Origin of the sequence: Bradyrhizobium tropiciagri (genome assembly GCF_018130505.1) — a bacterium.
Classification (GTDB): Bacteria; Pseudomonadota; Alphaproteobacteria; order Rhizobiales; family Xanthobacteraceae; genus Bradyrhizobium; species Bradyrhizobium tropiciagri_B.
The window spans coordinates 396,854-422,582 of record NZ_JAFCKH010000001.1 but is presented as its reverse complement, the minus strand read 5'-3'; the positions used below and the strand labels follow the sequence as shown (position 1 = coordinate 422,582).

Here is a 25,729-nt window from a genome sequence, read left to right as displayed (position 1 = left end):
CGCTCAGGCCGCCGCTGCCGCGGCGACGCGCGGGCTGATGACGTATTCCTTCAGCACCTTGTCGGAGCCGTCGACCTCGGTCAGCACGACGTCGTAGGACCAGAGGTCGGCGAGATGCTGCAGCACGCGGCGCGTGTCGGTCTCGTTGAGCTGGGCGTCCTTGACGGTGGTATGACGCAGCATCAGGCGGCGGTCGCCGTCGAGATCGACGTCGATGACCTCGATATTGGCATCGACGAAGCCGACATCGTATTGCCGCGCCAGCTCGCGCCTGACCCGGCGATAGCCGCGCTCGTCATGGATCGCGTCGACCAGGATTCCCGCGCTTTCGGCGGGATCGTCGTGCAGATGGAACATGCGGAAGCGCCGGATCAGTGCCGGGCTGAGGTACTGGCTGATGAAGCTTTCGTCGCGGTAATTGGCCCAGACCTCGCGCAGCACGCCTTCGACGTCGCCCTTGCCGGCGATGTCGGGGAACCAGTGGCGGTCCTCGTCCTCCGGATTGCTGACGATGCGCTCGATGTCCTGCATCATCGCAAAGCCGAGCGCGTATGGGTTGAAGCCGGAGAAGCGGCGATCGTCGAACTCGGGCTGGAACACCACGTTGGTGTGCGACTGCAGGAATTCGAGGAAATTGCCGTCGGTGATGCGGCCCTGCTGATGCAGGCGATTCATGATCCGGTAGTGCACGTAGGTCGCCGTGCCCTCGTTCATCACCTTGGTCTGGCCCTGCGGGTAGAAGTACTGCGCGATGTGGCGCACGATACGGATCAGCTCACGCTGCCAAGGCGCCAGCCGCGGCGCGGTCTTCTCCAGGAAATAAAGGATGTTCTCCTGCGGCAGGCCGAGCAGCGCACGGCGGCGCTCTGCGGTGAGGCTGGCCTTGGTCTTGGTCTTGACGTTCGGCACCGTCCGCCACAAATCGTTGAACACGCTCTCCTCGTGCTGCCGGCGCTGTCCGGCGCGCTTCTCCTCGTCACGCAGATCGAGCATCTTCTTGCCGGGATAGCGGTCGACGCCGTGCGACATCAGCGCATGCGCGGCATCGATCGTCCTTTCCACCGCCTCGCTGCCGTGACGATCCTCGCAGGTGGCGATGTAGCCCTTGGCGAATTCCAGATAGTCGAGGATGCCCTCGGCGTCGGTCCACTGCTTGAACAGATAGTTGTTCTTGAAGAAGTGATTGTGCCCGAACGCCGCGTGCGCGATCACCAGCGTCTGCATCGTCGCGGTGTTTTCCTCCATCAAATAGGAAATGCACGGCGAGGAGTTGATCACGATCTCATAGGCGAGGCCCATCAGGCCCTTGCGATAGGAAGCTTCCTGGAACGCGAACTGCTTGCCGAACGACCAGTGCTTGTAGAACAAGGGCATGCCGACCGAGGAATAGGCATCCAGCATCTGCTCGGCGGTGATCACCTCGATCTGGTTCGGATAGACGTCGAGCCCGAGCTCCTTGCGCGCGATCTCCTCGCACGCGTCGTGGATTCGTTGCAGGGTCGGGAAATCCCAGTCCGCGCCCTCGAACAGGCGTTCGCCGGAAGAAGCCATTACGGAACCCTCTCTTGCTGGCTGCGGCGCTTGAACAGATCCTGGAACACCGGAAAGATCTCGCCGCGCTCGCTGACCTTGCGCATCGACAGCGGCGCGCCCTCGTTGCGCAGGCGCTCGTACAGCGTCCACAGCGAGGAGTCCGGCATGTCGAAGGTGTAGTTGGCGGCCTCGCCGACCTCGAGATAGGCGAAGAACTGGCAGACCGGCAGGATATTGTTGGTCAAGAGCTGTCCGGTCAGCGCGCTGTCGGACGTCATGTTATCGCCGTCGGAGGCCTGGGCGGCGTAGATGTTCCAGTCGGCCGGGCGGAAGCGGGTGCGGACGATCTCGTTCATCGCCACCAGCGCACTCGACACCAGCGTGCCGCCGGAAGCCGGCCCGTGGAAGAACGTATCCTCGTCGACCTCCTCGGCGCGGTCGGTGTGGCGGACGAACACGATCTCGACGTGCTTGTAGCGCCGCTTCAGGAACACGTAGAGCAGCATGTAGAACCGCTTGGCGAGGTCCTTCATGTGCTCGGACATCGAGCCCGAGACGTCCATCAGGCAGAACATCACGGCCTGCGCCACCGGCTTCGGCACGGTCTCGAACCGGCGGTAGCGGATGTCGATCGGATCGATGAACGGAATGCGCTTAACCTTGGCCTTCAGCGCCTCGAGCTGCGCCATCAGTTCGCGCCGTCGCACCGCGTCATCGCATTCGGCAAGCTCGGCCTCGAGTGCCTCGATCTCGTCCTTGCGCGGCCGGCGCAGCGCCACGCGCCGCGCCAGCGCGCGGCTCACGGTGCGGCTGATCGAGATATTGGCCGGCGAGCCTGATGTGGAATAGCCGGCGCGCTGGATGCCCTCGCTCTCGGTCTCGGCGAGCTTGCGCTTGGCAAGGTCGGGCAGTTCGAGGTCATCGAGGAACAAATCGACGAACTCGTCGCGGCTGAGCACGAAGCGGAAGGCGTCCTCGCTGTCGCCCTCACCCGCGCCGGAGCCCTTGGCGCCGCTCTGGGTCGGTCGCGGCAGGTAATCGCCTTCGACGAATTTCTTGTTGCCGGGCAGCACCAGGTCGCGCGTGCCGCCTTCGCGCCGGAAGCGCGGCTCATCCATCCCGTCCAGCGGAATCGTCACTTCGCCGCCCTCCAGGACATCCTTGATGTCCCGGTCCTGCGACGACTTCTTCACGGCGCCCTGCACCAGCGCCTTGGCGCGGCGCAGGAAACGCTGACGGTTCTCCAGGCTCTTGCTACCCGGATTGAGCCGCCGATCGACGATATGCATGACCACGTTGCATCTGCCTCACGCCGTGATGCGAACGGAAGCGATCGCATCATCATTCTTATTGGGACGGAGCAAGGAGAGCCGCTGCCGACTCTCCGGATCCTGCGCTTAACCGGCCTGCTTCACCCGCATGTACCACTCGACCAGACGACGGACCTGGCGCTCGGTGTAACCGCGCTCCACCATCCGCGCGACGAACTCGCCGTGCTTCTTTTCGGTCTCACCGTCCTTCTTCGAGCCGAACGAGATCACCGGAAGCAGATCCTCGACCTGGGAGAATATCCGCTTCTCGATCACGTCGCGAACCTTTTCGTAGGAGGTCCAGCTCGGGTTCTTGCCGTTATTGTGCGCCCGCGAACGCAGCGAGAACTTGACGACCTCGTTGCGGAAGTCCTTCGGGTTGGCGATGCCGGCCGGCTTCTCGATCTTGGTCAGCTCCTGGTTCAAGAGCTCGCGGTTCATCAGCTGGCCGGTGTCGGGATCCTTGAAGTCCTGATCCTCGATCCAGGCGTCGGCGTAGTCGACGTAACGGTCGAACAGGTTCTGGCCGTAGTCGGCGTAGGATTCCAGATAGGCCTTCTGGATCTCGTTGCCGATGAACTCGGCGTAGCGCGGCGCGAGGTCGGCCTTGATGAATTCGAGATAACGCTTCTCGGCTTCATCGGGCAGCTGCTCACGGCGGATCGCCTGCTCCAGCACATACATCAGATGCACCGCGTCGGCGCCGACCTCGGTGGTGTCGTGGTTGAAGGTCGAGGCGAGCACCTTGAAGGCGAAGCGGGTCGAGACGCCGTCCATGCCTTCGTCGACGCCGGCCGCGTCCTTGTACTCCTGTACGCTGCGCGCCTTCGGATCGGATTCCTTCAGGCTCTCGCCGTCATAGACCCGCATCTTGGCGAACAGCGTCGAGTTCTCGTGCTTGCGCAGGCGCGACATCACCGTGAAGCGCGCCAGCGTCTCCAGCGTCGCCGGGGCGCAGGGCGCGGAGGCGAGCTCGGAGCTCTCGATCAGCTTCTCGTAGATCTTCTGCTCCTCGGTCGTCCGCAGGCAGTACGGGACCTTGATGACGCAGATGCGGTCGATGAAGGCCTCGTTGTTCTTGTTGGTCTTGAAGCTCTGCCACTCCGCCTCGTTGGAGTGCGCAAGAATGATGCCGGTGAACGGGATCGCGCCGATGTTCTCGGTGCCGATGTAGTTGCCTTCCTGCGTCGCCGTCAGCAGCGGATGCAGCATCTTGATCGGCGCCTTGAACATCTCGACGAACTCGAGCACGCCCTGGTTGGCGCGGTTGAGGCCGCCGGAGTAGCTGTAGGCGTCGGGATCGTTCTGGGCGTAGGTCTCCAGCTTGCGGATGTCGACCTTGCCGACCAGCGAGGAGATGTCCTGGTTGTTCTCGTCGCCGGGCTCGGTCTTGGCGACCGCGATCTGGCGCAGCCGCGAGGGCTGGATGCGCGCGACGCGGAATTGCGAGATGTCACCGCCGAACGCCTCGAGCCGCTTGTAGGCCCATGGCGACATCAGCCCGCTCAGCCGGCGGCGCGGGATGCCGTACTTCTCCTCGATCATCGGACCGAGTTGATCGGGATCGAACAGGCCGAGCGGCGACTCGAACACCGGCGAGAGCTCGTCACCGGCCTTCAGCACGTAGATCGGATGCACTTCCATCAGCGCCTTGATGCGCTCGGCGAGCGATGACTTGCCGCCGCCGACCGGCCCGAGCAGGTAGAGGATCTGCTTGCGCTCCTCGAGGCCCTGCGCGGCGTGACGGAAGAAGCCGACGATGCGCTCGATCGTGTCTTCCATGCCGTGGAAGCCGGCGAAGGCCGGATACGACCTGATCGTACGGTTCAAAAAGATACGGCCAAGGCGTGGGTCCTTGGCCGTGTCAATCATGTGAGGCTCACCGATTGCCGCTAATAACCGCTCGGCCGCATTGGCATATCGCATCGGATCACTTCGACACGACTCCAGATACTCGGCCATCGACATGTCGGTTTGGCTTCGCGCTTCAAACGACCTTGCGAAGGCGTTGAACAAAGAATCGTTGTACATGATCCCTCTCTCCACGATATGTATCGCCGCACGACTGACACGAGTCGCAACCAGAGCGTCCAAGGATCGAATCAGCGTCGGCACGCTGGGTCCATTGGACACTCGACCGACTCACTTCGGCAATGCACGGCGCGTGCAGCCACCGCCTTATCAACAGGCAGGAAGCTTAATAGTTCATCAATATCCCCCTGTTTTTGGCCGTTGTCGCACTCTCGCAACATCCGTGGTTTAACGGGCCGGCCTCCAAAAGCGGACATTCGAACGGGGCACCTTCCCTGCCCGACGATGAACTTTGGCCTCCCTGAAAAGGTGTGGCTGTCCAGCCTTGGCGTCAAGATGCGGCGTCTACGGGCGTGCATGAACAAACATTCAGACACCCTTGAACGTGCCTCCATATCGCCGCGACTAAGGCAGCGAGACCGCGCAGTTCCGCGCGGTACTTTCGCCGCGCATCATGGTGATGTGCCGACAGCACCTGTTATTCCCGAGAGCCGGGCCATGAAGCTGCTATCCCGTATCGTCCTCGCAGTTGCGGCATACGCCGCCGCGACGTTCGCCGCCCAGGCCCAGGACGCCGTCGACAAGGCAAGGGCTGCCGCCTTCGACAAGCGGATGTTCGCGGGCCCCGTGCACGAGAAAACCTATGCCTGCTTCGTGCGGCGCTACGACGCAAATCATCTGGCGCAGCACCCGAAGCAGAAGGTCAGCGCGATGAAGCTGCTGGTCGAGGCCGAAACGGAGCCTGAGGACAAGACCATCAGCTATTCCTTCCGCACCGGCGTCAAATTCCGCGATCGCGCCGGCGATTTCGACTCCGTCGGCTCATGCAATCACGCCCTCGCGAGCGAGCGGGGCCACGAGCTGCGCTATGAATGCAACGTCGATTGTGATGGCGGTGGCATCACTGTGGCATTATCAAAGGATAACAAATCCGCGATCGTCCACATCGGGCGCATCATGGTCTCCGAGCGCGGCAAGCCGGGAGACGCCATGCCGGATGACGCTGCCGGGGAGGCACTGTCCGGCAGCGGCGACGACAAGATCTTTCGCGTCGACCGTGCCGACAGTAGCGAATGCGCCGAGCTCGTGACCGATCGCACGGAACTCGCCGCACTCAGCCACAAGTGATAGGCTATCGCCCGAACAACACCGGTAACGGGAGGGACGCCATGCACCGACGCAGTATCCTGTGGGGCACCGTCTCGGCGATCAGCGCCGTGTTCGCCGCGTCCAAGGCCGGCGCGGCGACCGAGGTGCCCGCGAACAAGCTGAAGGTGGTCTATCACCTCTCCGACCTCGACAAGGTCAGCTTCGTGGTCGGCAATATCCAGAACCATCTCGACGGCGTCGGCGGTCCCGACAATGTGACGATCGCGCTCGTGGTGCACGGCCCGGCGCTGAAGGCGTTTCATTCGACCGCCGGCAATGCCGACCTGTCGCGTCGCGTCGGCCAGTTCGCCAAGGACGGTATCGAGCTCGCCGCCTGCGGCAACACCATGAAATCGCAGAACATCAGCCTGAAGGACCTGCTTCCCGGCTTCGTCAGCGCCGATCGGGGTGGCGTGGTCCGCCTCGCCGAGCTGCAGTCGCAGGGCTACCTTTATCTGCGGCCTTGACCGCACTGCACACGGCCCAGAACGCGTCATAAAAATGTTCAGAGATCAGGCTCTGCTCGGGGCGGCTACCCGACGGATCGAACTGATGTGAATGGCGTTATCCCTTGGGAATCCTGATATTCCGCCCCGGGCACCCCCATGTTGACAATCCGCTTCCGTCCCCGAAAGCTGCCCGGGAACCCAAAAATCGACCCTCGATCGAACGAGAACAGGCACCCATGAACCCCGTCAAAGCACTCGAAAATCACGGCCAGGCGGTCTGGCTGGACTTTTTGGCTCGCGGCTTCGTCGCCAAAGGCGACCTGAAGCGGCTGATCGAGACCGACGGCGTCAAAGGCGTGACGTCCAACCCCTCGATTTTCGAGAAGGCGATCGGCAGCTCGGACGAATATGACGGCGCGATCGGCCAGGCGCTGAAGTCGGGCGACCGTTCGGTCGCCGACCTGTTCGAGCAGCTCGCGGTCGCGGACATCCAGCACGCCGCCGACGTGCTGCGCCCGGTCTACGACCAGAGCCATGGCGGTGATGGCTTCGTCAGCCTGGAAGTGTCGCCCTATCTCGCGATGGACACCAAGGGCACCATCGCCGAGGCCGAGCGGCTGTGGGAGGACGTGCATCGCAAGAACCTGATGGTCAAGGTGCCGGCGACGCCGGAGGGCCTGCCCGCGATCGAGCAGCTGATCGGCGAAGGCATCAGCATCAACATCACGCTGCTGTTTTCCCAGAAGGTCTACCGCCAGGTGGCGGAAGCCTACCTGAAGGGCCTGGAGAAATACGTCGCCAAGGGCGGCGATCCCTCCCATGTCGCGAGCGTCGCCAGCTTCTTCGTCAGCCGGATCGACTCAGCGGTCGACAAGCAGCTCGACGAGAAGATCGCCCGCGCCAATGACCCGTCCGAGAAGGAGCGGCTGGCCGCCCTGAAGGGCAAGGTCGCGATCGCCAACGCCAAGCTTGCCTACCAGGACTACAAGCGCCTGTTCGCGGGCGCGCGCTGGGACAAGCTGAAGGCAAAGGGCGCCAAGCCGCAGCGGCTGCTGTGGGCCTCGACCGGCACCAAGAACAAGGACTACAGCGACGTGCTCTATGTCGAGGAGCTGATCGGCCCCGACACCGTCAACACCGTGCCGCCGGCGACGCTGGATGCCTTCCGCGACCACGGCAAGCTGCGCGACAGCCTGGAGGAAAACGTCGAGGACGCTCGTCACGTGCTGGACGAGCTGGAGAAATCCGGCATCTCGCTCGACGCCATCACTGAGGAATTGGTCAAGGACGGCGTCAAGCTGTTCGCCGACGCGGCCGACAAGCTCTACGGCGCGGTCGCCCACAAGCGCGCGACCTCACTCGGCGGCGGCATCGACCCGCAGAAGCTCGCGCTCGGCGCCACCATCGAGAAGGCGGTCGAGAAGAGCACCGAGGAGTGGCGCGCCCAAGCCAAGATCCGCCGGCTCTGGCAGAAGGACAAGTCGGTCTGGACCGGCGACGACGAGAACAAATGGCTGGGCTGGCTGACCAGCGCCGCTACCGCCGATGTCGCCGACTACGAGGATTTCGCGCGGCGCGTGAAGGGGCAGAACTTCACCGACGCCGTGGTGCTCGGCATGGGCGGTTCGAGCCTCGGGCCGGAAGTGCTGGCCGAGACCTTCCCGCACAAATCCGGCTTCCCGCGGCTGCATGTGCTCGACTCCACCGATCCCGCCCAGGTGCGCGCGATGGAGGAGTATGTCGACATCTCGAGGACGCTGTTCATCGTCTCCTCGAAATCCGGCGGCACCACCGAGCCGAACGTGATGAAGGACTACTTCTTCGACCGGGTGGCGAAAGCGATCGGCAAGGACAAGGCCGGCCACCGCTTCATCGCGGTGACCGATCCCGGTTCCTCCTTGCAGAAGGTCGCAATCAAGCAGGGCTTTGCCCGGATCTTCTACGGCGATCCGGCGATCGGCGGCCGCTACTCCGTGCTGTCGCCGTTCGGCCTGGTGCCGGCGGCCGCGGCCGGCATCGATGTCCGCAGCCTGCTCGGCCATGCGCTGTCGATGGCGCGCTCCTGCGGCGCCGACGTGCCGCCGCATGAGAACCCCGGCGTGCAGCTCGGCCTTGCGATGGGCATCGCCGGGCTCGAAGGCCGCGACAAGGTGACGATCTTCGCCTCGCCCGACGTCGCCGATTTCGGCGCCTGGGCCGAGCAGTTGATCGCCGAATCCACCGGCAAGGACGGCAAGGGCCTGATCCCGATCGAGGGCGAGACGATCGGCGATGCCGCCGTCTACGGCAACGACCGCTTCTTCATCGACCTGCGCACCGAGCACGAGCACGATGCGGCGCATGAGGCGAAGCTCACGGCGATCGAGGCCGCCGGCCATCCGGTCGTGCGCATCGTGCTGAAGTCGATCGACCATATCGGCCAGGAGTTCTTCCGCTTCGAGATCGCAACCGCAGTCGCAGGCTCGATCCTCGGCATCAACCCGTTCAACCAGCCCGACGTCGAGGCCGCCAAGATCAAGACGCGCGAGCTGACCGCCGCGTTCGAGAAAACCGGATCACTGCCGGCTGAGGAGCCGGTGGTGTCGGCGGACGAGGTCGAGCTCTACACCGACGCGCAGAACGCCGAGGAATTGCGCAAGGCCGGCGCCAATGGCGATCTCAACTCATGGATAAGAGCGCATCTGTCGCGCTCCGGGCGCGGCGACTATGTCGCCCTGCTCGCCTATATCGAGCGCGACGGCGACACCATCGACGCAATGCAGGCGATGCGGCTCAAGGTCCGCGACGCCAGGCATCTTGCGACCTGCGCCGAGTTCGGCCCGCGCTTCCTGCATTCGACCGGACAGGCCTACAAGGGCGGGCCCGACAGCGGCGTGTTCCTGCAGGTGACGACCGACGACAGCCAGGACCTCGCGGTGCCCGGCCAGAAGGCCAGCTTCGGCGTGATCAAGGCGGCGCAGGCGCGCGGCGATTTCGACGTGCTGACCGAGCGCGGCCGGCGGGCGCTGCGCGTGCATCTCAAGGGCGACCTCGCCTCCGGATTGGCAGCGCTCGACGCTGCGATCTCGGCTGCGCTGAACTGACGGAGGCAAGGCAATGCAACTCGGCATGATCGGCCTCGGGCGGATGGGCGGCAACATCGTGCGCCGCCTGATCGCCCACGGACACACCGCCGTCGTCTACGACAAGGATCCCAAGGCCGTCACCGCGCTGGTCGCCGACAACGCCGCGGGCTCCTCCTCGCTGGAGGATTTCGTCGCCAAGCTGGAGACGCCGCGCACCGCCTGGGTGATGCTGCCGGCCGGCAAGATCACCGAAGCCACCATCGAGACGCTGGCGAAGCTGATGCAGCCCGGCGACGTCATCATCGACGGCGGCAACACCTTCTGGCAGGACGACGTCCGCCGCGGCAAGGCGCTCAGGGAGAAAGGCCTGCATTACGTCGATGTCGGCACCAGCGGCGGCATCTGGGGCATCGAGCGCGGCTACTGCATGATGATCGGCGGCGACAAGGCCGTGGTCGACCGGCTCGACCCGATCTTCAAGGCGATGGCCCCCGGCATCGGCGACATCCCGCGCACGCCCGGCCGCGACGGCCGCGACCCGCGCATCGAGCAGGGCTACATCCATGCCGGCCCGATCGGCGCCGGCCACTTCGTCAAGATGATCCACAACGGCATCGAATACGGCCTGATGCAGGCCTATGCGGAAGGTTTCGACATCCTGAAGAACGCCAATATCGAGGCGCTGCCGGCCGAGCATCGCTTCGACCTCGACATCGCCGACATCGCCGAGGTGTGGCGGCGCGGCAGCGTGATCCCGTCCTGGCTGCTCGATCTCACCGCGACGGCGCTCGCCGAGAACCACACGCTCGACAACTACTCCGGCTTCGTCGAGGATTCCGGCGAAGGCCGCTGGACCGTGAATGCCGCGATCGACGAGGCGGTGCCGGCCGAGGTGCTGACGGCCGCACTGTTCGCGCGCTTCCGCTCGCGCAAGGACCATACCTTCGCCGAGAAGATCCTCTCTGCGATGCGCGCCGGCTTCGGCGGCCACAAGGAGCCGCCGAAGAAGGCTTAACCAACCTCGGAAGATCACGTGCAGAAGAAACCCGATCCCTGCTCCTTCATCATCTTCGGCGCCACCGGCGACCTGACGCACCGCCTGGTGATCCCGGCGCTGTACAATCTCGCCGCCGGCAACCTTCTGCCGGACAAATTCTGCGTCGTCGGCATCGCCCGCAAGGGCATGTCGAGCGAGCAGATGAAGGACAGCCTGCTGCAGGGCCTGCGCAAGTTCGCAACCCGCCCCGTCGACGAGGCGGTCGCCGCGCGCCTGTTCGAATGCGTCACCGCGATCGAGGCCGATCCGAGCGATCCGGCATCGTTCGACGCCATGAACGAACGGCTCGAAAAGATCGAGAAGGCGCGCGGCACCGGCGGCAACCGGCTGTTCTATCTGGCGACGCCGCCGAGCGCGTTCCTGCCGATCAGCCGAGAGCTCGGCCGCACCCGCATGCTGGAGGAGAACGGCGTCTGGCGGCGGCTGGTGGTCGAGAAGCCGTTCGGCACTGATCTGGCATCGGCAAAGGCGCTGAATGCCGCCCTGCTCAAGCTGATGGACGAGCACCAGATCTACCGGATCGATCATTACCTCGGCAAGGAAACCGTCCAGAACATCCTGGTGCTGCGCTTCGCCAACGGCATGTTCGAGCCGATCTGGAATCGCAACCACATCGACCACATCCAGATCACCGTCGACGAGAAGCTCGGCGTCGGCCACCGCGGCAGTTTCTACGACGCCACCGGCGCGCTGCGCGACATGGTGCCGAACCATCTGTTCCAGTTGCTGTCGCTGGTGACGATGGAGCCGCCGGCACGGTTCGACGCGTATGCGGTACGCTCTGAGAAGGCCGAGGTGCTGAGCGCGATCCAGACCCAGACCGAGCAGGAGGCGCTGTCCAATTCGGTGCGCGGCCAGTATCGCGCCGGCAAGATCGGCGACACCGAGATCGAGGATTACCTGAAGACGCGCGATGTCAGGCCCGACAGCTCGACCGAAACCTATGCCGCGCTGAAGCTGACCATCGACAATTGGCGCTGGGCCGGCGTTCCCTTCTATCTGCGCACCGGCAAGGCGCTGACGTCCAAGCGCACCGAGATCGCGATCAAGTTCAAGCAGGCGCCGTTCGCGATGTTCCGCGACACACCGGTCGACCGCCTGTCGCAGAATTATCTCGTCATCTCGACCGAACCGACCGAGGGCATCGAGCTGCAGTTCAACACCAAGGTGCCGGGCCCGACCATCAACATCGACGGCGTCGAGATGAAGTTCCGCTACAAGGACTACTTCAAGGCCGAGCCATCGACCGGCTACGAGACGCTGATCTACGACTGCATGATTGGCGACAACATCCTGTTCCAGCGTGCCGACAGCGTCGAAGCCGGCTGGCAGGCGGTGCAGCCTTTCCTCGACGCCTGGAAGAATGCCGGCGGACGCGGCCTGCAGCCCTACAAGGCCGGCAGCGAAGGCCCGGAGGCCGCCAACGCACTGCTGACGCGCGACGGCCGCAGCTGGCGGAAGCTCGGCTGAGCATGGCCGGGAGCGACCAGCGCAGGATCATCACCGTCGCCGATCCGGCGGCGATGGCGAAGGCCGCGGCCGAGCGCCTGATCGCGCGGATCGCCGGCAACGAGGGCCGGATCGCGGTCTGCCTCACCGGCGGCTCCAGTCCGAAGGCGCTGTACCAACTGCTGGCGACGCCGGAGTATCGCGGCCGGATTCCCTGGGACCGCGTCGACTGGTTCATCGGCGATGAGCGCCTGGTGCCGCGCAAGGATCCGCTGCACAATATGAGCATGGCGCGCCAGGCGTTTCTCGACCGTTGCGCACCGGCCGCCAACGTCCATCCGATTGCGACCGACACCGCCGACCTCAATGATCCCGACGTCAGTGCCGCCCTCTATGAGAACGAGCTGATGGCGTTCTACGGCGCCGAACAGCTCGACCCCGCGCGCCCGTTGTTCGATCTGGTGCTGATGGGCGTCGGCCCCGATGGCCACACCGCCTCGCTGTTCCCCGGTTTTCCCGCTGTCGAGGAGACCGCACGCTGGGTGGTCGGCGTGCCCAAGGCCAATGTCGAGCCGTTCGTACCGCGCGTCACGCTGACCTTGCCGACGCTCGCCTCCTGCCGCGAGATGCTGTTCGAGATCGCGGGCGAGAACAAACGCGCGATCCTGAGCCGGCTGTTTGCCGGCGAGGACCTGCCGGCGAACCGCGCGCGATCGCTGAACGAAACCGTCTGGCTGGTCGATCAGGCCGCGCTGCCGGAGGATGTTCGTGGCTGAACGCGACAACGCCTGCGCGCTGGTGGTGATGGGCGTCTCCGGCTCGGGCAAGAGCACCATCGCCGAACGGCTCGCGATCCGGATCGGCTGGCGCTTTGAGGACGGCGACAGCTTCCATCCGCCGAGCAATGTCGCAAAGATGCATTCGGGCCAGCCGCTCACCGACGAGGACCGCTGGCCTTGGCTCAAGGCGATCGCCGGCGAGATCGACCGCACCTGCGCCGCCGGCGAGCGCGCGGTGATCGCCTGCTCGGCGCTGAAGCGCAGCTATCGCGACATCCTGGTCCATGGCCGCGCGGACGTGCGCCTCGTCTTCCTCGACGGCACGCAGGAGCTGATCGCAACGCGTCTGGCGATGCGTAAGGGCCACTTCATGCCGCCGGGGCTGCTCACCAGCCAGTTCGGGACGCTGGAGCCGCCGGCCGCGGAGGAGCGCCCGATCAACGTCGCCATCGACCGCAGCGTCGAGGCCATCGTCGAAGACATTGTCAGCCAACTGAAACTGGACCGCCCATGACCCGCATCGCCCTTGTCGTCTCCGATGTCGACGGCACGCTCCTGACCAAGGACAAGATCCTGACCGAGGACGCCAAGGCGGCGGTGCACGGGCTGCACGAGGCCGGGATCGGATTCACCGTCGTCTCCAGCCGGCCGACGATCGGCATGGGTTTCCTGGTCGCGCCGCTCGCGATCACGCAGCCGATCGGCGCCTTCAACGGCTCCTCGATCGTCGATCCGCAATTGAAGCCGCTGGAGCAGCATCTGATCCCGGCCGCCACGGCCAAGCGCAGCGTCGACCTGCTGCGCGACTACGGCGTCGACATCTGGCTGTTCACCAACGACCGCTGGCTGACGCGAAATCCCGACGGCGAGTACACCGCGCACGAGCAGCACACCATCAAGCACGATCCGACCATCGTGCCGGATTTCGCACCCTATCTCGACCAGGCCTGCAAGATCGTCGGCGCCAGCTCGGACGCGGCGTTGCTGCAGCGCTGCGAGAAAGAGATGCAGCAGGTGGTCGGCCACGATGCGATCGCGGTCCGCTCGCAGACCTACTATCTCGACGTCACGCCGCCCGGCCACGACAAGGGTACCTTCGTCGCGGCGATCGCGAAGCGTCTCGGCGTGGCGCTGGAGAACGTCGCAACGATCGGCGACATGCAGAACGACCTGCCGATGTTCGCCAAGAGCGGCGTGTCGTTCGCGATGGGCAATGCCAGCGACGACGTGAAGGCCCGTGCCACCAACGTCACCGAGAGCAACGCGAATGACGGTTTCGCGCGCGCGATGGAGACGGTGCTGCAGTTCCGCTGAGGCAGGATTCCACAAGCAGAACGACAGTGTCGTCCCGGCGAAGGCCGGGACCCATAACCACCGAAGGTCATTGTTGCGCGACGCTGGGGCCACAGCTTGGTTCAACAACCTGATCCTGTGGTTATGGGTCCCGGCTTTCGCCGGGACGACGCGTGGGGGATTATTCCAAGATCGCGCGGCCTCTGCGGAGGCGCGAGTCGGAGCCGATCGCCTATGTCGACCGCTGCACCGCAGGCTTCTCTGCCTCGGCCCTCGCCGCACTGAGATTGTGTGCGGTGTTGATCAGCGCGATGTGGGTCAGCGCCTGCGGGAAGTTGCCGGTCTGCCGGCCCGCGCCGGAGTCGAACTCCTCCGCCAGCAGGCCGAGATCGTTGGCGACCGCCACCACGCGGTCGAACATGACCTGGGCCTTGTCGACATCGCCGGCCAGCACATAGGCATCGGCGAGCCACAGGCTGCAGGCCAGGAATGCGCCCTCGATCGGCTGGGTCTCGTCCGACACCTCGCGCGGGTCGTGGCGCAGCACGAAGCCGTCGCGCATCATGTGCCGCTCGACCGCATCGATCGTGCCGCGGATGCGCGGATCGGTCGGCCGCAGGAAGCCGACCGATGGCAGCAGCAGCAGGCTGGCGTCGAGCAGCTTCGAGCCGTAGCTCTCGACGAAGCTGTTCAGCTCCGCGTCGAAGCCGCTGTGGCAGACGTCGCGATGAATGGCGTCGCGGATCACCCGCCATTTGACCAGCGGCGCCTTGAAGCCGAACCGTTCCGCGCTCTTGATGGCGCGGTCGAAGGCCACCCAGCACATCACCTTGGAGAACACGTAGTGCCGGGGCATGCCGCGGCGTTCCCAGATGCCGTGGTCCGGTCTGTCCCAGACCTCGGCAAGATGGTTGACGACGGTGCACTCCAGCGACCAGTTCTCCTCGTCGAGCTTCAGCTCGGCCATCCGCGACTGGTGGAAGGCGTCGATCAGTTCGCCATAGACGTCGAGCTGCAGCTGCGCATGCGCCGCATTGCCGACGCGTACCGGCTGCGCGCCTTCATAGCCGGGCAGCCATCCGGCCTCCCATTCGAGCAGGCGCCGCTGGCCCAGGATGCCGTACATGATCTGCATGTTGGCCGGCGCGCCGGCCGCCGCGCGCAGCAGCCAGTTATGCCAGGCCGCCGCCTCGTCCTTGTAGCCGGAGTTCATCAGCGCCAGCAGCGTGAAGGTGGCGTCGCGCAGCCAGCAGAACCGGTAGTCCCAGTTGCGCGCCCCGCCGAGCTTCTCCGGCAATGAGGTGGTGGGCGCCGCGACGATGCCGCCGGTCGGCCGGAATGTCAGCGCCTTCAGCGTGATCAGCGAGCGCATCACGAGGTCGCGCTTGTAGCCGTCCTCATAGGTCGAGCGGCTGCACCATTCCTTCCAGTATTCCTCGGTGTCCTTGAGCGCCGCCTCGGGATCGATCGGCGCCGGCACCGGCGAATACGACGCACCGTAGGTCAGCACGAACGGCACCGTCTCGCCCGCGCCGACCTCGAAATCGGCAATCGTGGTCAGGTCCTTGCCGCGGGTCTCGACCGGCGTGCGCAGCACGGTCATGTCCTGGCCGGCGATCGCCAGCAGCCCGTCGCCGTCAGGATTTTTCTTCACCCAGGGAATGTCGACGCCGAAGCCGAAGCGGAGCACCAGCTCCATGTGCATCCTGACCCGACCGCTGACGCCGCGCACGAGGCGCACGACGTCGGAGGCGTTGCCGCGCGGCGGCATGAAGTCGATCAAGGCCACGACGCCGCCAGCGGTCTCGAACCGCGTCTCGAGGATCAGCGTGTCGTCCCAATAGCGGCGCGACGTTGCGGTGATCTCATCGGCGGGCGCGATCAACCAGCGGCCGTTCCTGGTTGTGCCGAGCAGCGCCGCGAAGCACGCATCGGAATCGAAGGCCGGCCAGCACAGCCAGTCGATCGAACCGTCGCGGCCGACCAGCGCCGCGGTCTCGCAATCGCCGATCAGTCCGTAGTCTTCGATGCGCAAGGCCAAGACCGCGCTCCGGATCAGCCGCCGCGCGACCGCTCGCGGGTCGCCCGCTTGAGCGCCTCGACGTCGATCGCCGACGACAGATGCTCGAGCGAGACCGGAAGCCGCCGTTTCCAGTTCGGATGCTCATGGACGGTGCCGGGAATGTTGGGCTGGTCGACCAGGCCGAGCAGGTCCTCCGTCGACACCACCATCATCCGCGACTTCGTCCGCGCCAGGAAGCTCACCACCGAATAGAGGTCGTGCCCGTGGATGTCGTGGCGGCGCAGCACCTCGTCGAGCTGACCGAGCGCGTGCCAGCGTCCTTCGTCGGTCTCGCCGGGATCGATCCCGAGCGCACGCTTGGTCTTGAGGTCGCTGAATGAGCGCCAGCCGGCATAGGTCGAGAGATCGTGGGTGTTGAAGGTGACGAGCGCGTCGGTGAGGTAGTGATCGGCGTTGTAGAACACGCCCTGGCCGTCATGCTCGAACATCATCACGAGATAGGACCAGATGCCCCAGCCGTTCATCTGCTCGCGAAAGCCCTCGGGCACGGTGCCGAGATCCTCGCCGATCACGACGCAGCGGCTCGCGACACTCTCCTGCGCGGTGGCCGCCAGCAGCGCCTCGAACGGCATCAGCACATAGGCGCCGTTGGCCGGGCCGAAGCCGCGCGGCACGAGGTACAGCCGCTTCAATCCGAAGGCATGATCGAGCCTGATCGCGCCGGCATGGCGCATCGAGGCGCGCAGCATCTGCCTGAACGGTTCGAACAGACGCAGCTCCAGCCCCGCAGCGTTGAAGCCGGCGAGTCCCCAGTCCTGCCCGGCAGTGTTGAGCGGATCCGGCGGCGCGCCGACGCCAAGCTGGCGTGAGATCGCGGTCTGCTCGTTCCAGGCATCGAAGCCGTCCGACTGCACCCCGACGGCGACGTCGAGATAAAGCCCGACCCGCATGCCGAGCTTGTGCGCGAGCGCCTGGCAGGCGGCGAGCTGGCGGTCGGCGGTCCATTGCACGAATTCGACGAACTCGATCTCGGCGGCGCTGTCGCGCGCCCGGCGCAGCCTGGCACAGGCCGCATCGTCGGGCTGCCGCCATTCGTCCGGCCATTCCCACCACGGCGCGTTGAACTTGTGTCGCATCGTCTCGAAGCAGGCGAAGCGCGACAGCAGCGCGCCATGCTCGCTGCGATAGGCTTCGAAATCCTGCCAGCGGCCGAGGCCGGGATTGGCCTTGAAGGCCGCGAACGCCGCGCGCAGCGCTTGCCATTTCAAGCCGGCGACGGCGACGTAGTCCACCATGTCGTGGGTGCGCAGCTGCGTCAGCGCGCCTTGCGTCTCGGCATCGATCCTGAATTCGGGAATCTTCTCGACGTCGATATAGAGCGCGTTGAGGAACAGCCGGCTGTTCGGCGAGTACGGGCTGCAATCGCCGGGCCGGTCGTCGAACAGCGCGTGCAGCGGATTGAGCCCGATGCCGTCGGCGCCGAGATGATGCGCGAAATCGATCAGACCCTGCAGATCGGTGAAATCGCCGATGCCCCAGTTGCGCGCGGAGCGCACGCCGTAGAGCTGCACCGCGATCACCCAGCAGCGGTCGAACTCGCCGCCGAACGCGCCCTGCGGTGCAACCAGCAGCGGCAGTTCCTCGCTTGCGCCTGATGCGTCCGTGACCTGCAACCGATGCACGCCCTCGGGCAGTCCGGACGGCCACGCCACATTGCGCTCGTGCGCCTCGCCCTGCGCCAGCAGGCTGGAGCCGTGTCTGATCCTCCATTGCACCGGAAGCCGGGCGGCCTCCGATAGCGCGGTCGCGGCGGCGCGGCCGGCCCTGACGACGACCGGATCGGCGACGATCCGCCGCGGCGTCTCCGGCGGCAGCGCGTCGAGGATCGCCGAGAGCGCCTCGGGGGTTGTCACACGCAAGTGACCGCTGCCGTCGATATACTCGGTCTGGATACCCAGGGTCTTGGCTTTGGCGTAAAGGTCCATGCGGCACGCTGCTGGCTTGCAACGGTATTACGACCCGCTGCTAAATTGTTCAGATACGGGAAAGGGATAGTTGATGGTCAACGCTCTACCCTATCCGGCGTTCCCGCCGGGAACCATTGCCCGGCAAGTGGCTTACTATATGGGTCTGGCGCGCCTCCTTCCCGCCGCCGGGACGGCCTTTGCATCTTGAATGGCGGCATCACCGTGAACAAAACCGCCCGACCTGTCGAGAGTGCCAGCGGCACTTTTCATATCACTGACGTTTACCCGTCGGTCGATGGCGGCCGCTTCCCGGTCAAGCGCATCGCGGGTGAACCCGTCGAGGTGTGGGCCGACATCTATCGCGACGGACATGACGTGATATCGGCCGCGCTGGCATGGCGGCACGAGGATGGCGGCGAATGGCAACATGCGCCGATGACCTTGCACAGCGACGACCGCTGGACCGGCAGTTTCGTGCCCGACCGCCCCGGCCGCTACGCCTACGCGATCGAGGCCTGGACCGACGAGTTCGCCAGCTGGCGGCATCGCTTCGAGCAGAAGCAGAAAGACGGCGCCGACCACACGCTGGACGCGATCGAAGGCGCCGGCATGCTGACCCAGGCGCAGGCCGGCGGCCCGGCGGCCGCGGCCGTAATCATCAGGCAGTGCGAGATCTATCTGCAGACCGGCGAGGCCGGTGCGCTGCTGGCGCCGGAACTGCAGACGGCGATGGCGGGCAGCCAGTTTCGCCGCGACCTGACGCGCTCGCAGCTGTTTGCGCTGGTCGCCGAGCGGCCGCGGGCGCGCTGCAGCGCCTGGTATCAGATGTTTCCGCGCAGCCAGGGCAAGGTGCCGGGCCAGCATGCGAGCTTCGGCGATTGCATCGCGCGGCTGCCTGACATCGCGGCAATGGGTTTTGACGTCGTGCTGCTGGCGCCGATCCATCCGATCGGACAGACCCACCGCAAGGGCCGTAACAATGCGGCGATCGCGCAGCCCGGCGATCCCGGCAGCCCCTATGCGATCGGCGCGGCCGAAGGCGGCCACGACGCCGTGCATCCGCAGCTCGGCACGCTCGACGACTTTCGTGCTTTCGTCGCCGCCTGCCACACCCATGGCATGGAGATCGCGCTCGACTTCGCGGTGCAATGCTCGCCGGATCATCCGTGGCTGAAGCAGCATCCGGAGTGGTTCAGGCGGCGCCCCGACGGCTCGATGCGACCGGCCGAGCATCCGCCGCAGCGCTGGGACGATGTCGTCAACCCGGACTTCAGCTGCGAGCAGGCCGGCGCGCTGTGGCAGGCGCTGCGCGACATCGTGCTGTTCTGGGTCGAGCAGGGCGTCAGGATTTTCCGGGTCGACAATCCGCACACCAGGCCGCTGCCGTTCTGGGAATGGTTGATCCGGGAGGTGCAGCGCCACGACGCGGATGTCGTGTTCCTGGCGGAAGCCTTCGTGCGGCCGAAGCTGATGAAGGGGCTCGCCAAGCTCGGCTTCTCGCAATCCACCAGCTATTTCACCTGGCGCACGCAGCGCTTCGAGCTCGAGCAATATCTCGGCGAGTTGATCGGCTATCCCGAACGTGACTTCTTTCGGCCGAATTTCTTCGTCAACACGCCAGACATCCTGCCCTTTCATCTGCAGGGCGGCGCACCCTGGATGTTCAAATCGCGTCTCGCACTGGCCGCGACGCTGTCGAGCAATTACGGTATCTATAGTGGCTTCGAGCTATTGGAGCATGCCCCGATCCCAGGCCGGGAGGAATATGCCGATTCCGAAAAATACCAGATCAAGGTCCGGGACTGGAACAGCTCCGGGAACATCAAGCCCTATATCGCCGCGCTCAACCGGATCAGGCGCGGCAATTCGGCGTTGCAACAGACGGCGGGTTTGCGCTTTATCGGCATTGAGGACGGCAATTTGATTGGCTTCGTCAAGCAATCGGCCGACCGGACCAATGTGGTCGCGGCCATCATCGCATTGTCGCCCGAGGCGCGCGACGTCTGGCTGCCGCTCGGCGACATCCAGATCGACGATCGTCCCGTCGCGGCGGTGGAGGATCTCGTCAGCGGCGAACGCCACGCACTCGAATGGGGAGGCCTGCGCCTGCGCATCGATCCCGAGCGCGATCCCGCGCTGCTGTTGCGCTGTGAGGCCTCGAGGGAGCCGTCATGAACGTATTCTCCTCCATCGACATCAAGCAGAAGGTCGCGACCGAGGCCACCGACAAGCTGTGGTACAAGGACGCGATCATCTACCAGCTGCACGTCAAGGCGTTCGCCGACAGCAACAATGACGGCATCGGCGACTTCGCGGGCCTGACCGAGAAGCTCGGCTATCTGCAGGAGCTCGGCGTCACTACGCTGTGGCTGCTGCCGTTCTACCCTTCGCCCGGCCGCGATGACGGCTACGACATCGCCGACTACGGCGACATCAATCCCGATTTCGGGACGATGAAGGACTTCAAGCGCTTCATCCAGGAAGCCAAGAAGCGCGGCCTGCGCGTCATCACCGAGCTCGTCGTCAACCACACCTCGGACCAGCACGCCTGGTTCAAGCGCGCCCGCCGCAGCCCGCCGAATTCGAGCGCGCGGAGCTGGTACGTCTGGAGCGACACCGACCAGAAATATCTCGATACCCGCATCATCTTCACCGACACGGAGAAGTCGAACTGGACCTGGGATCCGGAAGCCGGCCAATTCTACTGGCATCGCTTCTTCTCACACCAGCCGGATCTGAATTTCGACAATCCGCGGGTGGTGCGCGCCATCGTGCAGGTGATGAAGCGCTGGCTCGACACCGGCGTCGACGGTTTCCGACTCGACGCCATTCCCTATCTGTGCGAGCGCGACGGCACCAACAACGAAAACCTGCCGGAGACGCATGCCATCATCAAGCGGCTGCGCCAGGAGCTCGACGCCTACGCCAAGGACAAGGTGCTGCTCGCCGAGGCCAATCAATGGCCGGAGGACGTGCAGGAATATTTCGGCCACGGCGACGAATGCCACATGGCCTACCACTTCCCGCTGATGCCGCGCATTTATATGGCGATCGCGCAGGAAGACCGCTTCCCGATCACCGACATCCTGCGGCAGACGCCGGACATCCCCGCCGCCTGCCAATGGGCGCTGTTCCTGCGCAATCACGACGAGCTGACGCTGGAGATGGTCACCGACGTCGAGCGCGACTATCTGTGGTCGACCTACGCCAACGATCCGCGCGCCCGCATCAATGTCGGCATCCGCCGACGTCTTGCCCCGCTGATGGACAATGACCGGCGCAAGATCGAGCTGATGAACTCGCTGCTGCTGTCGTTCCCGGGAACGCCGATCATCTATTACGGCGACGAGATCGGCATGGGCGACAACATCTATCTCGGCGACCGCAACGGCGTGCGCACGCCGATGCAGTGGTCGCCGGATCGCAACGGCGGTTTTTCGCGCTCGGATCCGGCGCGGCTCTACGCCCCGATGATCATGGATCCGGTATACGGCTATGAGGCCGTCAACGTCGAGGCGCAGTCGCGCAGCCTGTCGTCGCTGCTGTCGGCGACCAAGCGGCTGATTGCCGTCAGAAAGTCCACGCTCGCCTTCGGCCGCGGCACCATGACCTTCATCCGCCCGGAGAACCGCTCGGTGCTCGCCTATGTCAGGCAGTACAATGGCGAGGTGATCCTGTGCGTCGCCAATCTGTCGCGCTCGGCGCAGGCCACCCAGCTCGACCTCTCCGCCTTCAAGGACCGCATTCCGCTGGAGATGCTGGGACGCACGCGCTTCCCCGCGATCGGCGAACTGCCCTACATGATCACGCTGGCACCCTACGGCTTCTACTGGTTCCAGCTGCAGGAACGCGACAAGTCCGAGCCGGTGACGCCGCGCGCGGTGCCGGAGTTCGAGACGCTGGTGGTGCCGATGAACTCCACCTGGACGTCGCTGGCGCGCGAGCGCGGCATGTTCGAGCACGACGTGCTGCCCGGCCATCTCTCGCGCTGCCGCTGGTACCCGGAGCATTCCCCGAAGGCGATCAAGCCGACGCTGGTGTCCGCGGTCCCGTTCTGCGACATCGGCGACAACCGGCCGTGGCTGATCTTCTTCGAGACCACCGAGCGCGGCACCACCAGCCGCTACGTGCTGCCGATGCAGATCGAGTGGGTGCGTTTCGACCGCGAGCGCTACAACCCGCGCGCCTTCGCCGCGGTGCGCCAAGGCGCCCGCGAAGGCACGCTGCTCGATGTCGCCACCGACCAGATCTTCACCGGACTATTCCTGCGCAATCTGCGCGAGAACCTCGTGGTCGACGAAGGCGAGCAAGGCCTCAAGCTCGAATTCAAGCCGACCAGCCGCTTCTCGGACAAGCCGGTGCGGCAGCCCGAGCGCATCCGCGTCTTCGAGAACGACCAGCCGCACTCGACCGCGCTGGTCGACAACGAATACGTCACCAAGATCTTTCGGAAGCTCGAGGTCGGCATCAATCCGGAGATCGAAATCTGCCGCTTCCTCACCGAAGTGGTGAACTTTCCCAACAGCCCGGCCCTGCTCGGCACCGCCGAGCTGGTCGAAGGCGACAAGCGCAGCGCGATCGCGGTCCTGCACGCGATGGTCGTCAACCAGGGCGATCTCTGGACGGTGGCGGCCTCTTACCTCGATCGCCTGGTGGAAAAGCAGCGACTGCTCGCGGCGAGCGAGGAGCCGCGGGAGAACGGCGATCAGAGCGGCTATCTGCGTCATCTGTCGCACGCCGGAAAGCGCCTCGCCGAGCTGCACATCGCGCTCGCCAGCAAAGGCGACCTGCCGGACTTCGCGCCCGAACCGACCCGGCCGGAGGACCTGCAGCGCTGGAACGACGAGATCATGGCGCGCGCCGAGCGCGTGTTCGACACGTTGAAGCAGCGCCGCGACACCCTGAAGGAGGGCGAGGCGCTGCTCGCCGACGAGCTGCTGGCCCGGCACGACATGCTGCCGGAGCGGCTGAAGGCGCTGCTGCCGCGCGAGACCGACGGCTTCAACATCCGCCATCACGGCGACCTGCATCTCGGCCAGTTCCTGGTCGTCAAGGACGACATCTTCATCATCGACTTCGATGGCGGGCCGGGCCGCACCATCGCCGAGCGGCGCCGCAAGGCACCGGCCGCGCGCGACGTCGCCGGCCTGCTGCGCTCGATCGACTATGCGGCGACCGCGGCGCTCGAACGCACGCTCAAGGTCGCACCGGATGAAAGCGGCAGGCTGAGCCTTGCCTTGGCCGAATGGCGCGACCATGCCGCGGATACGTTCCTGGCGGCCTATCGCGAGACGATGGCCGGCCAGCGCCTGTGGCCGGCCGATGCCAGGGCGGCCGAGCGCCTGCTCAGCCTGTTCCTGCTCGAGAAGGCGTTCTACGAGGTCGAGTATGAACTCGCCAACCGGCCGGACTGGCTGCGCGTGCCGCTGACCGGCCTGCTCAGGATTCTGGCGCAACAGCCGCATGAGGTTGCATGACCAAGCTGCCCGCCGAGGCCTATGCGATCATCGAGGGCCGCCACTCGGACCCCTTCCACTATCTCGGCCTCCACGCCGAGGGCGATCGCAACGTCGTGCGTGCCTTCCTGCCTGACGCCAGCAACGTCGAGGCGATCGGCGAACATGGCGAGGCGGCGCCGCTCGCCCGGATTCACGACGCCGGCCTGTTCGCGGGTCCGCTGCCGAACGGCTCGACGCGCTACCAGCTGCGCGCCCGCTTCGGCGACAATGTGGTCGAGCTCGAGGACGCCTACCGCTTCCCACCGATCCTGAGCGACTTCGATCTCTATCTGCTCGGCGAAGGCACGCATCAGCGCATCTACGACACGCTCGGCGCGCATCCGATGACGCTCGACGGCGTCGATGGCGTCGGCTTCGTGGTGCTGGCGCCGAACGCGCGGCGCGTCAGCGTGGTCGGCGACTTCAACTTCTGGGACGGCCGGCGGCATCCGATGCGGGTCCGCGGCGCCGGGTACTGGGAGCTGTTCATCCCGCGCGCTCGCGCCGGCGACCATTACAAGTTCGAGGTCGTCGGACGGAACGGCCAGCATCTGCCGCTGAAATCGGATCCGATGGCGTTCGCCGCCGAAGTCCGCCCCAAGACCGCGTCGATCGTGATCGACGAGCGCAACCTTCCGCACCCACGCCCGGCTCCCGAGCGCGTCAATGCGCTGAGCTCGCCGATGTCGATCTACGAGGTCCATCTCGGCTCATGGCGGCGCAAGGGCCGCAATGAATGGTTGACCTATCGCGAGATGGCGGAACAGCTTCCCGCCTATGCCCGCGACATGGGCTTCACCCATATCGAATTCCTGCCGATATCGGAGCATCCGTTCGACGGCTCCTGGGGCTATCAACCGACCGGCATGTTCGCCCCGACCAGCCGCTTCGGCTCGCCGGAGGATTTCGCCGCCCTCGTCGATGCCTGCCATCGCGAAGGCCTCGGCGTGCTGCTCGACTGGGTGCCCGGGCATTTCCCAGACGATCCGCACGGCCTTGGGCATTTCGACGGCACCGCGCTGTACGAGCATGCCAACCCGCTGCAGGGCCGCCATCTCGACTGGGGCACGCTGATCTACAATTACGGGCGCACCGAGGTCACCAACTTCCTGGTCTCGAACGCGCTGTTCTGGCTCGACCGCTACGGCATCGACGGACTGCGTGTCGATGCCGTCGCCTCGATGCTCTATCTCGACTACAGCCGGCCATCCGGCGGCTGGATCCCGAACAAATATGGCGGCCGGGAGAACATCGAGGCGATCGGCTTCCTGCGCCGCTTCAACACCGAGGTGTTCGCGCGCTTTCCGCAGGCGACGACGGCCGCCGAGGAATCCACCGCATGGCCGCAGGTGTCGCGACCGGTCGAATATGGCGGGCTCGGCTTCGGCTACAAGTGGAACATGGGCTGGATGCACGACACGCTGAAATACATCGGCAAGGATCCGATCCACCGCAAATATCACCACGGCGACATCCTGTTCGGCCTGCACTACGCGTTCTCGGAAAACTTCATCCTGCCGCTGTCGCATGACGAGGTCGTGCACGGCAAACGCTCGATCCTCGGGCGCATGCCCGGCGACAACTGGCAGCGCTTCGCCAATCTGCGCGTCTACTACAGCTTCATGTTCGGACATCCCGGCAAGAAGCTGATGTTCATGGGCTGCGAGTTCGGCCAGGAGCGCGAGTGGAACCACGACCACTCGATCGATTGGCACCTGCTGGATCAGCCGCGGCACAGCGGCATCCAGAGCCTCGTGCGTGACCTGAACCGCCTCTATCGCGCGGTGCCGGCGCTGCACGAGCTCGACTGCGACCAGGCCGGCTTCGAGTGGGTGATCAGCGACGACGCCGCCAACAATGTGTTCGCCTGGATTCGCAAGGGCAATGACGCCCGCGCGCGCTGCCTCGTGGTCGCGAACTTCTCGCCCAACGTCTATCGCAACTATCGCGTCCGCGTGCCGTTCGCAGGCAAGTGGCACGAGGTGTTCAACTCGGACTCCGCGCATTACGGCGGCACCAATGTCGGCAATGCCGGCGAGATCCGGGCCGCGGAGGGCGCGACGCCAGAGCTCAGTCTCACCATTCCGCCGCTGGCCTCGATCTTCCTCGTACCGGAAAGCTGAGCC

The 25,729-nt window shown here is 65.3% G+C and carries 16 protein-coding genes; 11 read left to right on the top strand and 5 right to left on the bottom strand.

Annotated elements, in window-relative coordinates:
• Positions 1–3: 3 nt before the first annotated feature.
• The 3 genes from JQ633_RS01895 to JQ633_RS01885 form a co-directional block, all read right to left on the bottom strand.
• Positions 4–1,551 carry a SpoVR family protein gene (locus JQ633_RS01895; protein WP_211981725.1) on the bottom strand — a complete coding sequence of 516 codons (1,548 nt, stop codon included), beginning with the start codon at positions 1,549–1,551 and terminating at the stop codon, positions 4–6.
• On the bottom strand, positions 1,551–2,822 hold the full coding sequence (locus JQ633_RS01890) for a YeaH/YhbH family protein (protein ID WP_211981723.1): 1,272 nt from the start codon (positions 2,820–2,822) through the stop codon (positions 1,551–1,553). The genes JQ633_RS01895 and JQ633_RS01890 overlap by 1 nt, the downstream gene beginning before the upstream one ends.
• 108 nt (positions 2,823–2,930) lie before the next feature.
• Positions 2,931–4,874: a PrkA family serine protein kinase gene (locus JQ633_RS01885; protein ID WP_211981721.1), complete on the bottom strand. Its 1,944-nt coding sequence runs from the start codon at positions 4,872–4,874 to the stop codon at positions 2,931–2,933.
• 498 nt (positions 4,875–5,372) lie between these two features.
• Here JQ633_RS01885 and JQ633_RS01880 point away from each other — a divergent pair, with 498 nt between their 5' ends.
• The 8 genes from JQ633_RS01880 to JQ633_RS01845 all read left to right on the top strand — a co-directional run bounded on the left by JQ633_RS01880 (position 5,373) and on the right by JQ633_RS01845 (position 14,136).
• Entirely contained in the window at positions 5,373–6,002 is a 630-nt protein-coding gene (locus JQ633_RS01880) for a hypothetical protein (protein WP_211982746.1), read from the top strand.
• 41 nt (positions 6,003–6,043) lie between these two features.
• On the top strand, positions 6,044–6,490 hold the full coding sequence (locus tag JQ633_RS01875) for a DsrE family protein (RefSeq protein ID WP_211981719.1): 447 nt from the start codon (positions 6,044–6,046) through the stop codon (positions 6,488–6,490).
• 218 nt (positions 6,491–6,708) lie between these two features.
• Positions 6,709–9,555, top strand: coding sequence for a bifunctional transaldolase/phosoglucose isomerase (locus tag JQ633_RS01870; protein WP_211981717.1), 2,847 nt, complete (start codon positions 6,709–6,711; stop codon positions 9,553–9,555).
• 13 nt (positions 9,556–9,568) lie between these two features.
• On the top strand, positions 9,569–10,552 hold the full coding sequence (gene gnd / locus JQ633_RS01865; RefSeq protein WP_211981715.1) for a phosphogluconate dehydrogenase (NAD(+)-dependent, decarboxylating): 984 nt from the start codon (positions 9,569–9,571) through the stop codon (positions 10,550–10,552).
• 18 nt (positions 10,553–10,570) lie between these two features.
• The gene (zwf, locus tag JQ633_RS01860; RefSeq protein WP_211981713.1) at positions 10,571–12,064 is read left to right on the top strand and encodes a glucose-6-phosphate dehydrogenase; all 1,494 of its coding nucleotides are present in this window, start codon (positions 10,571–10,573) and stop codon (positions 12,062–12,064) included.
• Between the two features lie 2 nt (positions 12,065–12,066).
• Positions 12,067–12,819 (top strand): 6-phosphogluconolactonase, encoded by a 753-nt coding sequence (gene pgl / locus JQ633_RS01855; RefSeq protein WP_211981711.1) that lies wholly within the window; start codon positions 12,067–12,069, stop codon positions 12,817–12,819.
• Complete coding sequence (locus JQ633_RS01850; protein ID WP_433995617.1) at positions 12,806–13,336, top strand: gluconokinase; 531 nt, start codon at positions 12,806–12,808, stop codon at positions 13,334–13,336. The genes pgl and JQ633_RS01850 overlap by 14 nt, the downstream gene beginning before the upstream one ends.
• Entirely contained in the window at positions 13,333–14,136 is an 804-nt protein-coding gene (locus tag JQ633_RS01845; RefSeq protein ID WP_211981709.1) for a Cof-type HAD-IIB family hydrolase, read from the top strand. The genes JQ633_RS01850 and JQ633_RS01845 overlap by 4 nt, the downstream gene beginning before the upstream one ends.
• Before the next feature lie 211 nt (positions 14,137–14,347).
• Here JQ633_RS01845 and JQ633_RS01840 read toward each other — a convergent pair whose 3' ends face one another.
• Positions 14,348–16,156 (bottom strand): glycoside hydrolase family 15 protein, encoded by a 1,809-nt coding sequence (locus tag JQ633_RS01840; RefSeq protein ID WP_211981708.1) that lies wholly within the window; start codon positions 16,154–16,156, stop codon positions 14,348–14,350.
• 14 nt (positions 16,157–16,170) lie between these two features.
• Positions 16,171–18,123: a 4-alpha-glucanotransferase gene (gene malQ / locus JQ633_RS01835; RefSeq protein ID WP_211981706.1), complete on the bottom strand. Its 1,953-nt coding sequence runs from the start codon at positions 18,121–18,123 to the stop codon at positions 16,171–16,173.
• A gap of 204 nt (positions 18,124–18,327) precedes the next feature.
• On the opposite strand from malQ, the gene JQ633_RS01830 reads away from it, so the two are divergent.
• From JQ633_RS01830 to glgB, 3 genes are read left to right on the top strand one after another with little or no spacing between them, the layout of a single operon-like run.
• On the top strand, positions 18,328–20,280 hold the full coding sequence (locus JQ633_RS01830) for an alpha-1,4-glucan--maltose-1-phosphate maltosyltransferase (RefSeq protein ID WP_211982742.1): 1,953 nt from the start codon (positions 18,328–18,330) through the stop codon (positions 20,278–20,280).
• On the top strand, positions 20,277–23,582 hold the full coding sequence (gene treS / locus JQ633_RS01825) for a maltose alpha-D-glucosyltransferase (RefSeq protein ID WP_211981705.1): 3,306 nt from the start codon (positions 20,277–20,279) through the stop codon (positions 23,580–23,582). Before JQ633_RS01830 ends, treS begins: the two co-directional genes overlap by 4 nt.
• Complete coding sequence (glgB, locus tag JQ633_RS01820) at positions 23,579–25,726, top strand: 1,4-alpha-glucan branching protein GlgB (RefSeq protein WP_211981703.1); 2,148 nt, start codon at positions 23,579–23,581, stop codon at positions 25,724–25,726. Before treS ends, glgB begins: the two co-directional genes overlap by 4 nt.
• Positions 25,727–25,729: the final 3 nt, after the last annotated feature.

Excerpts from the sequence above, each read along its gene's own strand:
- JQ633_RS01895 (WP_211981725.1), bottom strand. The coding sequence starts at position 1,551 with ATGGCTTCTTCCGGCGAACGCCTGTTCGAGGGCGCGGACTGGGATTTC.
- JQ633_RS01890 (WP_211981723.1), bottom strand. The coding sequence starts at position 2,822 with ATGCATATCGTCGATCGGCGGCTCAATCCGGGTAGCAAGAGCCTGGAG.
- JQ633_RS01885 (WP_211981721.1), bottom strand. The coding sequence starts at position 4,874 with ATGTACAACGATTCTTTGTTCAACGCCTTCGCAAGGTCGTTTGAAGCG.
- JQ633_RS01880 (WP_211982746.1), top strand. The coding sequence starts at position 5,373 with ATGAAGCTGCTATCCCGTATCGTCCTCGCAGTTGCGGCATACGCCGCC.
- JQ633_RS01875 (WP_211981719.1), top strand. The coding sequence starts at position 6,044 with ATGCACCGACGCAGTATCCTGTGGGGCACCGTCTCGGCGATCAGCGCC.
- JQ633_RS01870 (WP_211981717.1), top strand. The coding sequence starts at position 6,709 with ATGAACCCCGTCAAAGCACTCGAAAATCACGGCCAGGCGGTCTGGCTG.
- gnd (WP_211981715.1), top strand. The coding sequence starts at position 9,569 with ATGCAACTCGGCATGATCGGCCTCGGGCGGATGGGCGGCAACATCGTG.
- pgl (WP_211981711.1), top strand. The coding sequence starts at position 12,067 with ATGGCCGGGAGCGACCAGCGCAGGATCATCACCGTCGCCGATCCGGCG.
- JQ633_RS01850 (WP_433995617.1), top strand. The coding sequence starts at position 12,806 with ATGTTCGTGGCTGAACGCGACAACGCCTGCGCGCTGGTGGTGATGGGC.
- JQ633_RS01845 (WP_211981709.1), top strand. The coding sequence starts at position 13,333 with ATGACCCGCATCGCCCTTGTCGTCTCCGATGTCGACGGCACGCTCCTG.
- malQ (WP_211981706.1), bottom strand. The coding sequence starts at position 18,123 with ATGGACCTTTACGCCAAAGCCAAGACCCTGGGTATCCAGACCGAGTAT.
- treS (WP_211981705.1), top strand. The coding sequence starts at position 20,277 with ATGAACGTATTCTCCTCCATCGACATCAAGCAGAAGGTCGCGACCGAG.
- glgB (WP_211981703.1), top strand. The coding sequence starts at position 23,579 with ATGACCAAGCTGCCCGCCGAGGCCTATGCGATCATCGAGGGCCGCCAC.